General features: G+C 71.2%; 12 protein-coding genes. 6 read left to right on the top strand and 6 right to left on the bottom strand.

All coding sequences use genetic code 11. The features are described from left to right. Positions 1 to 88: 88 nt before the first annotated feature. Positions 89 to 1,273: a sensor domain-containing phosphodiesterase gene (locus Ato02nite_RS00660; RefSeq protein WP_213004328.1), complete on the top strand. Its 1,185-nt coding sequence runs from the start codon at positions 89 to 91 to the stop codon at positions 1,271 to 1,273. Between the two features lie 23 nt (positions 1,274 to 1,296). On the opposite strand, the gene Ato02nite_RS00665 is transcribed toward Ato02nite_RS00660, so the two are convergent. Further along, positions 1,297 to 2,043 carry an SDR family NAD(P)-dependent oxidoreductase gene (locus tag Ato02nite_RS00665; RefSeq protein WP_213004329.1) on the bottom strand — a complete coding sequence of 249 codons (747 nt, stop codon included), beginning with the start codon at positions 2,041 to 2,043 and terminating at the stop codon, positions 1,297 to 1,299. A gap of 140 nt (positions 2,044 to 2,183) precedes the next feature. On the opposite strand from Ato02nite_RS00665, the gene Ato02nite_RS00670 reads away from it, so the two are divergent. The 5 genes from Ato02nite_RS00670 to Ato02nite_RS00690 all read left to right on the top strand — a co-directional run bounded on the left by Ato02nite_RS00670 (position 2,184) and on the right by Ato02nite_RS00690 (position 5,798). Then, entirely contained in the window at positions 2,184 to 3,092 is a 909-nt protein-coding gene (locus Ato02nite_RS00670; protein WP_213004330.1) for a LysR family transcriptional regulator, read from the top strand. Beyond that, positions 3,067 to 3,708, top strand: coding sequence for a DUF2461 domain-containing protein (locus tag Ato02nite_RS00675; RefSeq protein ID WP_213004331.1), 642 nt, complete (start codon positions 3,067 to 3,069; stop codon positions 3,706 to 3,708). The genes Ato02nite_RS00670 and Ato02nite_RS00675 overlap by 26 nt, the downstream gene beginning before the upstream one ends. 5 nt (positions 3,709 to 3,713) lie before the next feature. Next, positions 3,714 to 4,070 (top strand): PRC-barrel domain-containing protein, encoded by a 357-nt coding sequence (locus tag Ato02nite_RS00680; RefSeq protein ID WP_213004332.1) that lies wholly within the window; start codon positions 3,714 to 3,716, stop codon positions 4,068 to 4,070. 613 nt (positions 4,071 to 4,683) lie between these two features. Next, positions 4,684 to 5,082, top strand: coding sequence for a rhodanese-like domain-containing protein (locus Ato02nite_RS00685; RefSeq protein ID WP_213004412.1), 399 nt, complete (start codon positions 4,684 to 4,686; stop codon positions 5,080 to 5,082). An 8-nt stretch (positions 5,083 to 5,090) separates the two neighbouring features. Beyond that, a complete protein-coding gene (locus Ato02nite_RS00690) occupies positions 5,091 to 5,798 on the top strand; it encodes an HAD family hydrolase (protein WP_246605927.1) in 708 nt (235 codons plus the stop codon). Here Ato02nite_RS00690 and Ato02nite_RS00695 read toward each other — a convergent pair. The 5 genes from Ato02nite_RS00695 to Ato02nite_RS00715 form a co-directional block, all read right to left on the bottom strand. After that, positions 5,707 to 6,537, bottom strand: a complete 831-nt coding sequence (locus Ato02nite_RS00695) for an EamA family transporter (RefSeq protein ID WP_213004334.1) — start codon at positions 6,535 to 6,537, stop codon at positions 5,707 to 5,709. The genes Ato02nite_RS00690 and Ato02nite_RS00695 overlap by 92 nt on opposite strands. A gap of 67 nt (positions 6,538 to 6,604) precedes the next feature. Beyond that, on the bottom strand, positions 6,605 to 8,194 hold the full coding sequence (locus tag Ato02nite_RS00700) for a Na+/H+ antiporter (RefSeq protein ID WP_213004335.1): 1,590 nt from the start codon (positions 8,192 to 8,194) through the stop codon (positions 6,605 to 6,607). A gap of 79 nt (positions 8,195 to 8,273) precedes the next feature. Further along, entirely contained in the window at positions 8,274 to 9,791 is a 1,518-nt protein-coding gene (locus tag Ato02nite_RS00705; RefSeq protein WP_213004336.1) for a glycosyltransferase family 2 protein, read from the bottom strand. Next, positions 9,788 to 10,384 carry a hypothetical protein gene (locus Ato02nite_RS00710; RefSeq protein ID WP_213004337.1) on the bottom strand — a complete coding sequence of 199 codons (597 nt, stop codon included), beginning with the start codon at positions 10,382 to 10,384 and terminating at the stop codon, positions 9,788 to 9,790. Before Ato02nite_RS00710 ends, Ato02nite_RS00705 begins: the two co-directional genes overlap by 4 nt. Before the next feature lie 136 nt (positions 10,385 to 10,520). Continuing rightward, positions 10,521 to 11,408, bottom strand: coding sequence for a LysR family transcriptional regulator (locus tag Ato02nite_RS00715; protein WP_213004338.1), 888 nt, complete (start codon positions 11,406 to 11,408; stop codon positions 10,521 to 10,523). Positions 11,409 to 11,446: the final 38 nt, after the last annotated feature.

The raw sequence follows: 11,446 nt of genomic DNA on the forward strand, positions 1-11,446 counted from the left end.
CGGAAAAGGGTTTGATTCTCGGCGTCTGGATCTCTCAACCGGGCGCCCCGGGCACCGATAGGAGGCCGTGCCTAACGAGGAGTCGTCGATGCCGGAACGCAGTGCAGCGGCCCGGCAGGTGGCCGAACTCCTGCGGACCGCCCGGGAGTCGCTCGGGCTGGGTATGGCGTTCCTGAGCCGGATGGACGGGACTGTCCAGCACCTGGAAGTGGTCGAGTCCGACCTGCCGTTGCCGGACGGCATGACGCAGGTGCAGGAGACCTCGTTCTGCCAAGCGATCATGGACGGCGAGCTGCCGCCGGTGATCCCGGACGTCACCCGGTTCCCGGCGGCGATGCGGCTCCCCGCCGTCGAGCAGGGGATCCGCAGCTTCATCTCGGTTCCGGTCCAACTGCACGACGGCACCGTCTACGGCACGTTCTGCGGTGCCGGTTTCGCCGCCGACCCGCAGCTCACCGAGCGTGACCGGGCTCTGATGACGGTGCTGGCGCACGCCGCTGCCCTGATCATCGAACCGGAGGTGGCGCGGGAACGCCGGCACGCCGGGATCACCAGCCGGCTGCGGCCCATCCTCGACCGCGGCGGCCCGGTGGTGCTGTTGCAGCCGATCGTCGATCTGGCGAACGGCCGCCGGGTGGGGACCGAAGCGCTCAGCCGGTTCCCGCAGGAGTGGAACCGGCCGCCGGACGAGTGCTTCGCCGAGGCGGCCCTGATCGGCGAGCGGGAGAGTCTGGAGATCGCGGCCCTGCGCGGGGCCGCGGCCTACCTGCCGGACGTCTCCGGGTACATCGCCATGAACATCTCCCCCGCTACTCTCTTCACCCCCGAAGGCGTGGAGTTCCTGGCCGGGCTGCCGCTCGACCGGGTCGTGCTGGAACTGTCCGAGCACGACCCGATCGACGACTACGACCACCTGCGGGCCGTGCTGGCGCCGCTGCGAGCGCGGGGCATGCGCCTCGCGATCGACGACGCCGGAGCCGGTTTCTCCTCGTTGCGGCATATCGTCGCCACCGCGCCCGACGTCATCAAGCTCGACCGCAGCATCGTCGCCGGAGTCGCCGGCGATCCGGTGCTCGCCGTCGTGGTGCGGTCGCTGGTCCAGCTGGCCGGCGCGGTCGGCGCCAAGACCGTGGCCGAGGGCATCGAGACCGAGACGGACGCGGACGCCCTGGCCGGCCTGGGCGTCGACCTCGGCCAGGGCTGGCTCTTCGACCGGGCGACCACCGCGGCCGACCTGCGCGACGAGTACGCCCGCGCCGGCGCCGTCGTCTGACGGCACCGGCACCGGCACCGGCGTCAGACGGCGATGCGACCGCCGTCCGCCGGCAGGATGGCGCCGTGCACGAACGACGCCGCGCCGGTGGTCAGGAAAACGATCGCCGCCGCGATCTCCTCGGCGGTGCCGGGCCGCCCGGCCGGGCCGGCCGCGGCCAGCTGGTCGAGAGCCGCACCCATGGCGGCGGTTCCTTCGGTACGGGTGGGGCCGGGGCTGACCGCGTTCACCCGTACGCCACTGGGGCCGTACTCGGCCGCCCATGACTTGGTGAGCAGGACCATCGCGGCCTTGGTCGAACCGTAGAGGCCCATGCCGGCGGCACCGAACTCGGCCACCATCGTGGTGACGTTGACGATCGCGCCGTGGCCACGGCTCGCCATCGCCGGGGCCAGTTCGGCGACCAGGAAGTACGGCGCCCGGACGTTCACGGCGTACACCTCGTCGAACTGCTCCTGGGTGGTCTTCTCGGTGGGTCCGAACGGGAAGATGCCCGCACTGTTGACCAGGATGTCGACCGGTCCGGCGAGTTCCGTGGCACGGGCCGCCAGTGCCCGCGCGGACGCCTCGTCGCGCAGGTCCGCCGCGACGAAGTGCGCGACCCCGCCGGCCTGCTCGATCCGCCGGACCGTCTCCTCGCCGCGGGCGGCGTCCCGGCCGGACACCACCACCGTGGCGCCCAGAGCGGCCAGCGCCGCCGCGGTGGCCCGGCCGATGCCGCTGGTACCGCCGGTGACCAGAGCCGTCCGGCCGGCGAGTTCTGTTGCCATGACCATTCACCTTTTCCGTTCCGTCGACCCCCGGGCGGGGGTTCCGGCAGGTGTAAGCCACCGGTGCCGGCCCGGCCATCCCGGCCGCGATAAGGCCTCCTTATGGCTCGTCATCGCGGGCCGCGTGGTGCGATGGACCCGTGGATCTACGGGAGTTTCGAGCCTTTCTCGCGGTCGCGGACGAGGGCGGGGTGTCGGCGGCGGCCCGGCGGCTGCGGGTGAGTCAGCCCGCCGTCTCGCAGACGATCGCGGCCCTGGAGCAGCAGGTGGGTGTCGAGCTGTTCGTGCGCAGCAGCACCGGGGTCCGGCTCACCGAGGCCGGGACGGTGCTGGCCGGCGAGGCTCGGGCGGTGCTGGCCCGGTACGACCAGGCGCTCGCCGCGGTCGGCCGGTTCGCCGCCGCGGGCGACACCGTGCTGCGCGTCGGGATGCCGCTGGAACTGCCGCCGGACCTGCTGCCGGACGCGCTGCAGGCGCTGGCCCGGACCCATCCGGGCACCCGGGTGGTGGTCCGCCATCTGTCCTCGGCCGCCCAGCTCGACGCGCTGCGCGACGGCGAGCTGGAGGTGGGCCTGCTGCGCACCCGCCCGGCCGACCGGGAGCTGGACGCGACGGTGGTGGTCGAGGAACGGCTCGGGGTCCTGCTGGCCTCGGGCGGGGAGGTGCCGGGGCCGGCCGGCGTACGGCTGGAGACGCTTGCCGGTCTCGACTGGGTGGGATTCCCGCGGGCCGACAGCCCGGCCTGGTTCGACGAGATCGTCGCGGTGCTGCACAGCCACGGCCTGACACCCGGCCCCGCCGCCGCGCCCGGGCAGTCGCTGATCGCCGAGGTCAAGTTCGCGGCGGTCAGCGCGGGGCAGGCGTTCGCCTTCGCCCCCGAGCACTGGACCCAGCCGCTCCCCGACGGAGTGGTGTGGGCCGCGCTCATCGGCGCGCCGCTGGTCCGGCGTACCTGGGCGGTCTGGGCCGCCGACGCCCGGCGCCGCGACCTGGCCCGCCTGATATCTCTTCTAGACTCGGCGCGTGACGTTCCGGGGCTGGCCGAGTGAGGCGCTGGAGTTCTACGAGGGACTCTGCGCCGACAATTCGAAGACGTACTGGACCGCGCACCAGGCCTTCTACGAGGAGCAGGTGCGCGGGCCGATGGAGGAGCTGCTCGCCGCGCTGGAGCCGGAGTTCGGGCCGGGCAAGATCTTCCGGCCGTACCGGGACGTTAGGTTCAGTAAGGACAAGACGCCCTACAAGACCCACCTCGGGGCGTGGCTGTCCTTCGGCGGGTACATCCAGCTGTCGGCGGACGGGCTCGCGGCCGGCTCGGGGATGTACCAGCTGGAACCCGACCAGCTCGACCGTTACCGCCGGGCGGTCGCCGACGACCGGACCGGGGCGCAGCTGGCCGCGCTGATCGCGGACATCGAGGCCGCCAAGATCGGGGTGGTCGGGCACGGCAGCCTCAAGACGGCACCGCGCGGCTTCCCGAAGGATCATCCCCGGATCGAGCTGCTGCGGCACAAAGGGCTGACCACCTGGACGGAGTGGCCGCCGGCGGCCTGGCTCGGCACCGCGGCCGCCCAGAAGCGGATCGTCACCTTCTTCCGTGCCGGTCGCCCACTTCGGCAATGGCTGGACGAACACGTTTCCGGCCACCCCCGTGCGGGCACCTGACGTGCATGTTCCCTGCCGAAAACCTGCGTGACTGGCGAGGCGAGAAAGTCATCGATCCGGACGGCGCCAAGATCGGTGACCTGGAGGCGGTCTACGTCGACACCTCGACCGACGAGCCGGCCTTCGCGACCGTGCGAATCGGCATGATCGGCCGGCACCGGCTGGTCTTCGTGCCGCTGGCCGGCGCCACGGTCACCCCGGGCGCGGTGCGCGTCCGCTACGACAAGAAACTCGTCGGTGACGCCCCGGCCATCGACGTGGACGGCGAGCTGACGGCGGCCGACGAGCCCCGGGTCTTCGCGCACTACAGCGTGCCGTACCAGACCGGCACCGCCGGCGAGCGCCGCCTGGCCCGCCGCTGAAGCTCCCGGCAACCACCATCGCAAGGACGCTTTCGCGCGAAAGATCAAATCTTTGCGTACGCGCCGGCTCAGTCCTACGGCACTCGGTCCCGGCAGGTGCAACTCACCCTCCGCGCGCCGGCTGCGGGCGGGCCCGACCCAAGCTCGCAACCCAACCCGCCCGCCGGCCAGTGCGGCGCCATCGACCTCCTGCATGGTGGTTGCTGCTCTCGGATACTGGGACGCGGTCCGGCATCGCGGGCATGGTCCCGCCTGATGAGCAGCGCTTCCACCTCCTGGACCACCCAGCGGCAGAAGAGCATGACATACCGCCTATGTCCGACGCAGTCAGCTCGATCAGACGCGATCTTGTGGACTTTTCCGTGCGGACAGAGCGGCAACTCCACAAGATCTGCGAAGCCGGGCGCCACGTCGCGGCATTGACCCGTCTGCGAAGCCGGGCGCCACGTCGCGGCATTGACCCGTCACCGACGGCCGAATACATATAGACGCCCTCCGGGCAGAGCGGCGCCCGGATGCGGATCGTCTTCGACTATGGCAATGATCTTCGGCAGATCGCCTGATGGCATGAGGGTGCCCGGATCGGCCGGTCGCCGGGCATGATCGTGGGGTGATGGTCGGTGGCGTGGATGCTCTGCTGGAACGGGTGCGGGACGGGGTGCGGCGACTCGATCCGCACGAGACGTGGGCGGCGGTGCGGGGTGGGGCGCTGCTGATCGACACCCGGACCGATCGGCAACGTGCGGTGCAGGGTGACCTTCCCGGTGCGATCGTCATCGACCGTACGGTTCTGGAATGGCGTCTTGATCCGCGGTCGGCCAGTCGCATCCCGGAGGCGACCTACGACCGGGACATCGTGGTGGTCTGCCGGCAGGGTTACAGCTCCAGCCTGGCGGCGGCCAGCCTGCGGGCGATCGGGCTGCACCGGGCCACCGACATGACCGGCGGGGTCGAGGCGTGGCTCGCCGCCGGCCTGCCGACGGACGGCGGACCGGCGGACGTACGCGAATGATCCGCGCGGTGATCGTCGACGTCGACGACACGCTCTGCATGACCGAGGCGGCCTCGTTCGCGCTGGAGAACGAGGTGCTGGCCCGGATGGGCCGGGCGCCGATGACGCGGCCGGTGCACCTGGCCACCTGGGGTGAGCCGCTGCTGGACGCCATGCCGCACCGCTCCCCCGGGCTGGATCTGGGCCGGTTCGCCGAGCTGTTCCCGGGGCTGCACCAGCGCTACCTGGCCGACGGCCGGCTCGACGTGATCCCGCCGGAGAACCTGGAAGCCCTGGACCGGCTGGTCGAGGACGGGCACACGATCCTGCTGCTGACCTCGCGGACCGAGGCCGAGGTGCGCCACCTGCTCGAACCGGACCACGTGCTGGCCGGTCGGATCACCGGCGCCTACCACCAGGGCAACACCCGCTTCCGCAAGCCGGATCCGCGGGTGTTCGACGAGTTGCTCGCCGAGACCGGGTTCCGGCCGGAGCAGTGCGTCTACGTCGGTGACTCGCCGGGTGACGCGGTGGCCGCCGGCGGTGCCGGCATCCGGTTCGTCGCGTGCCTGCAGAGTGGTGTGCGCCGCCTCGACGAGTTCGACCCGCGCTACCTGACCGCCGCGGTGGACACCTTCCCGGAGATCATCGAGCTAGGCACGCTACGGCCAGGAGAGCGGCAAAAACCCCATAGAGGTGTACGGCGTGCAGCCGCTCGCGCAGCACCGAGCGATTGAGCAGCAGCGTCACCGCGGGATACAGCGACGCCACCACGGCGGCGGGGGCCAGCGCGGTCGCGGCACCGGCGATGAACGCCGCGTCGGCCATCGCGTCCGATGCTCCGACCACCAGGATCGGCAGGCCCAGCAGGGTGCGGTCGCAGCGGTGCAGGGCGACCGCGAGGACCAGCGCGATCACCCCTTCGGCGACGCGGACGGTGACCAGCGCCCAGAACTCGTCGGCCCGGCCCGCCTCGTGCAGCAGCACGAAGTAGACGCCGAGGCCGAGCGCGGCGCCGAGCGCGCACAGGTTGGCCGAGCGCTGCGTGCGGCGCCGTTCCGCGTCGGGGACCGGCCAGCTCGCCATGGTGGCGCCGACCAGCCCGGCCGTGACGCCGAGGGCCGCGCCGAGGCCGAGGCGTTCGCCGTGCAGCAGTCCCCAGCCGACCGGGACGAGGGCGGAGATCGCGGCGACCGGGGCCACCACGGCCGGTGAGCCGTCCCGCATCGCCCGGTAGAGCAGGCCCATCGACGGCAGCCCGATCAGCCCGGCCAGGACCGCCAGCCAGAGCCGGTCGTCCCACCGCGGCGGGGCACCCCGCGCGAGCGCGACCGTCAGGGCCAGCAGCATGGCGGCGATCTCCGAGCCGATCAGGATCGTCATCACCGGCAGGCGGCGGCCCAGCAGGCCGGCGAGGAAGTCGGAGAACCCCCACGCGACCGCCGCGCCGAGGGCGGCCGTCATCATCCACGCCATGCCCATCAGCGGGCGACGCCGTCACAGGAAACCATGCGGCCGATGATGCCGACCGCAAAGCCGCAGGTCAGTCGCCCGCAGGTGGGGGACCGACCGGCCTAATCCGGGCGTGCCGCAGCTCTTGCAGCTCTTCCAGGTCGAGGTGGTCCTGCACGCTGCGGAGCACCTCGTCGTCGATGTCGCCGTTGTCGTGCATCCGCACGATCGTGGCGTGCTTGTCCCTCAGCAGGGCGAGCTGGAGATCCGTGTACTGCTGCTGCCAATCGGCGGCGCCGTCGCGGAGGGCGTGCAGCCGGCGGTCGTACTCGGCCCGCAGTTGCTCGGCGACCTCGGCGTCGGTGCCGAGGCGCTCGGCGGTGGCGGGCAGTTCGCTGAGGGCGTGTTCGGTGGCCGCGACCTCGGCGGTGTGCCGTTCGGACTCGGCCGCGTGGTCGTCACCCATCCGGGACCAGCGCACGATCCGGGGCAGCAGCGGCGCCTGGACCAGCAGGGTCACCGCGATCACCGCGGCGGTCACGAAGATGATCAGGTCGCGGTCGGGGAACGGCTCACCGGAGGCCAGGGTGTTGGGCACCGACAGGGCTGCCGCCATCGACACCGCGCCGCGGAAACCGGCGGACGCCATCACCGTCCGGGGCCGGGCGCCCAGGCGCCGGTCGCGCTGCTGCGGGCGGCGGTCGACCGTCCGGATCACGTACGGCAGGGTGAACAGCCAGCCGAACCGCACGCCGATGATGACCGCGCAGACCCCGGCCGCGATGAGTACGCCACTGGTCAGCCCGACGCTGTTGAGGCCGCGCACGGCGTTCTGCGCCTCCAGCCCGGTCAGCACGAACAGCGCCGAGTTGGCCAGGGTGGTGAGGAACGACATGACGGTGCGGGTCTGCTGGCGGGCGTAGGCCGGGAACGCCTGCGGCGACACCCGGCCGACCCACAGGCCACTGGCCACCACCGCGAGTACGCCGGACACCTCGACCAGCTCGGCGAGCAGGTAGGCGGCGAGCGGGGTGATGACGGCGAAGAGGTTGTGCTGGAACGGGTCGGCGATCCGCTTGCGCACCTGGAGGACGACCCACGTGACGGCGATGCCGATCGCGACGCCACCGCCGTACGAAAGAAGGAACTGAAGGCCGAGATGGCCGAAGCTGAAATGTTCCGCGCCGAGGGTGACGCCCACCGCGAGCGCGTAGAGGACGAGCGCGGTGCCGTCGTTGACCAGGCTCTCCGCCCGCAGCATGGTGCCGACCCGGCGCGGCAGCACCCGGCCCAGCACCCCGACGGCGGTGGCGTCGGTCGGCGCGATCGCGGCCCCGAGCACCCAGGCCGGCCCCCACGGCACACCGAGCGCGTGCGCGGTGGCGGCCGCGCCGGCCGCGGTCAGCACCACCAGGACCGTGCTCATCAGCACGATCACCCGCAGGTCGCGGCGGATCTGCCGGATCGAGGAGGTGAAGCCCTCCCAGTAGAGCAGGACCGGCAGGAACAGCAGCAGCACCGCCTCGGGCGGCAGGTGCACGGCGCGCAGCGCGGGCACGAAGCCGAGCAGGATGCCGGCCAGCAGCAGCGGCACCGGCGGTGCCGACCCGAACCGGCGGGCCAGGCCGTTGCAGACCAGGATGGTGACACCGATCGCGACTACCAGAGCGAGACTGGACACGCGAATATCTTGGCGTCGCCGCAGACATAAAGCAGCCCCCACCGGAGCGGATCCGGTGGGGGCTGGGCGCTGGCTTCGCTCAGACGGCGAAGCCGCGGTGCCGGCGCACCAGCTTGCGCAGCATGAAGACGGTCTGGGCGATGGTGGCGATGTAGAGGATCGGCCAGCCCAGCGAGAGGATTGCGGACTGGACGCCGACGCTCTGCTGGCTCCAGGCGTAGATGCCGCCGGCCAGGATGGCGAACAGCACCACCAGCGGCATCACGTAGGCGGAACCCTTGCCCTTCTCGGCGTTCGCCTGGGCGGCCCAGTTGTCCTTGTCGCTCTGCGCGAGGAACTGCGTCCAGGCCGAGACGAAGTGCCCCATCCGGATCCACATGTACAGCTCGGCCGGGATGATCAGGAACGCGTACAGCAGGTCGGACGCGCTCTTGTCCTTCATCGCCAGGGCGAGCCGGAAGTTCAGCAGCATCGCGATGGCCGGCGGAATCAGCCAGATCGGGTTGAACACGAACGCGTGGATCGACAGCGCCGCCACCAGCAGGAGCATGAAGCCCAGCCGGGACGCGATGTTGAAGCCCATCGAGATGTTCTCGTACCACCGCAGCCGCAGGTTGGGGTGCATCGGCTGGCCCTTGTTGTCGCCGCGCTGGCCGGGCCAGAACAGGTCGATGGCGCCGAAGTTCCACTTGACCTGCTGGCCGTGCAGCGCGCGCAGGTTGGTCATCGGGCCGACGTACGCCCGGGCCGAAGCGCTGATCTTGGTGCTGTAGCCGGCGTCCTTGATCTGCAGGGACAGCTTGCTGTCCTCGACCTCGCTGTCCCGCACCCACGGCGCCTGCTGGTGGTGCCGGATCATCACGGTTTCCAGCGCCCGCATGTTGAACAGGCTGCACTGGCCGCCGAGCACGGCCATGTTACGGCCGCGCAGCAGGTTGTCCATGTTGAAGGCGGCGAACTGGGCCCGCTGGCCGGCGATCAGGAAGCGCGCCATGGTGCCCCTGAACCGGCTCTTGTCGATGCTGTAGATGGCGCTCAGCCCGCCGATCCGCGGGTCGTCGGTCATCTCCAGTTCGAGCCGCTCCACGGTGTCCCGGGACAGGGTCGTGTCGCCGTCGACGCCGAGGATGTAGTCGAAGCCGCGGGACAGGAAGTAGCCGTAGTTCAGCGCCCCGACCTTCTTGTCGGGGTTCACGCCCATGTCGTGCACGTGGACGGTGGTGACGAACTCGGTGCCCTTGACCTTGCGGCTGTGCCGGCCGGCGAAGCTGCGCGCGATCTCCGGGGTGTCGTCGTCGGTGTTGTTGATGATGACGTGGATGACGTCCGGCAGCCGGGTCTGGGCGAGGATGCTCTTGAGCACCTCGGCGATCGTGTCCTGCTCGTTGTAGCAGGGAATGATGCAGCTGATGGTGGCGTGCCGGGGCGTGTTGCTGCTCGCGCTCGAGGCGATCTCGCCGGACACCGCCTCGACGGCCTCCAGCTCGTGCAACTGCGGTACGGCCGGCGGCAGCGCCAGCGGCCCGGCCTTGTCGCTGCGCGGCAGCAGGATCTGGCGGTCGGTGGCCCGGCGCAGGCCGGGGCTTGACTCGGTCATTCGGTGGCACCATTCGTCAGCAGCGGCAAGGTCAACGTGTCCAGAGCGGTGGAGCGGTAGTAGCTGTTCGACTTCGGGGCGGTCTCCACGAGGAGGTCCACCTGGATGGTCAAGGTGAGCTTCGTTGCTCCGGTCGTTGCCGCCGGCACCGTCACCACGGTGTTGTAGGGATACGGCGGGGTGACGTCGAACTTGCCGGTGTCGGTGTCGACCACCGAGCGCTTGGTGCCGTCGTCCTGGATCACCTGAAAACTGGAGATGATCACCTGGTGGGTGCTGTCGGCGTCCTCGATGTGGGCCGCGACGTTGATGGTCTTGAGCGACGCGGCCGTGTAGAGCTTGGCGTTGTCGGAGGTCCAGTAGGTCAGCTGGACCGTGAAGTTGCCCTGTTTCAGACGGTGGGTCACCGTGCCGGTGTCCAGCGGGCCGCTGGCTCGGGTCGCCAGCACGACCGGGACGGCGCTCGGCGAGGCCGAGGGCGTGGCGGACGGCTTGGGGGTCGCGCCGGCATGGACCAGTGGTTTGCTGCTGCTGGTGAGCTCTTTGAGGTTGCTGCAGCCGGTGAGGCTGCCGCAGAGCACGGCGGCGGTCATGCCGACTGCCACGATTCGGGGGAGTCGCAACGGTGGCCCTTCGCTGAAGATCGGACGGCGGGTCGGCCAGCAGGTCGGCAGCGGTGACGGGCAGTTGAGCGAAATTCCGCTCCGAACTTGAAACCGAGCTGAACCCTCAGCCCGCGAGCTCGCGGATGAGCGCGATCGTCCGGGTCAGGTGCGGCTCGGCGCGCTCGGCGCGGTGGGCCAGGGCGAGCTCGATCCCGGCGTCCGGATGGGCCAGCGGGCGGTAGGCGACGCCGTCGAGGGCGAGCGCGGTGACCGGCTCGGGCACGACCGCCACGCCCAGTCCCCCGGCGACCAGGGTGATCAGGGTGGAGGTCTCGCCGACCTCGTGCCGGATGCGGGGATCGAGGCCGGCGTCCCGGAACAGGCCGAGCACCAGGCCGTACATCACCGAGCGGCGGTCGGCCGAGTGCACGATCAGCGCGGCGTCCCGCAGGTCGGTGATCCGCACGTCCGGACGTGCGGCCAACGGATGACCGGCCGGGACAGCGACGACCAGGCGGTCCCGGCGCAGCGGGGTGACGGTCAGGGACGGGTCGGCGACCGGCGGGCGCAGCAGGGCCAGGTCGATCTCGCCGGAGCGCAGCGCCTCGATCTGGTCGGGGGCGAGCATCTCGCCGCGGAACGAGAAGTCGACGCCGGGCAGCTCGACGGCCAGGTGCCGGGAGAGGGCCGGCAGCAGGCTGTAGGTCACCGACCCGACGCAGCCGATCGCCAGGTGGCCGACCGCGCCGGCGGCGACCCGGCGGGCCTCGTGCCCGGCGTCGTCGAGGTCGGCCAGGATCGCGCGAACGCGGGCCTGGTAGGCACGACCGGCGTCGGTCAGCTCGACCCGGCGGGTGGTGCGGTGCAGCAGCTCGACGTTCAGGGCGGCTTCGAGTCGCCGGATGGCCTGGGACAGCGGTGGCTGGGCCATGTTCAGCCGGGCGGCGGCCCGCCCGAAGTGCAGCTCGTCGGCGACCGTGAGGAAGTACCGCAGCTGACTGAGACTCTCCACGTCTCAATCGTACGAGATATGGATACTTCAGCGTCTCA

Origin of the sequence: Paractinoplanes toevensis (assembly GCF_018332695.1) — a bacterium.
GTDB classification, from domain to species: Bacteria; Actinomycetota; Actinomycetes; order Mycobacteriales; family Micromonosporaceae; genus Actinoplanes; species Actinoplanes toevensis.

Coding starts and splice junctions, on each gene's coding strand:
- Ato02nite_RS00660 (WP_213004328.1), top strand. CDS start 89: ATGCCGGAACGCAGTGCAGCGGCCCGGCAGGTGGCCGAACTCCTGCGG.
- Ato02nite_RS00665 (WP_213004329.1), bottom strand. CDS start 2,043: ATGGCAACAGAACTCGCCGGCCGGACGGCTCTGGTCACCGGCGGTACC.
- Ato02nite_RS00680 (WP_213004332.1), top strand. CDS start 3,714: ATGTTCCCTGCCGAAAACCTGCGTGACTGGCGAGGCGAGAAAGTCATC.
- Ato02nite_RS00685 (WP_213004412.1), top strand. CDS start 4,684: ATGGTCGGTGGCGTGGATGCTCTGCTGGAACGGGTGCGGGACGGGGTG.
- Ato02nite_RS00695 (WP_213004334.1), bottom strand. CDS start 6,537: ATGGCGTGGATGATGACGGCCGCCCTCGGCGCGGCGGTCGCGTGGGGG.
- Ato02nite_RS00705 (WP_213004336.1), bottom strand. CDS start 9,791: ATGACCGAGTCAAGCCCCGGCCTGCGCCGGGCCACCGACCGCCAGATC.
- Ato02nite_RS00710 (WP_213004337.1), bottom strand. CDS start 10,384: ATGACCGCCGCCGTGCTCTGCGGCAGCCTCACCGGCTGCAGCAACCTC.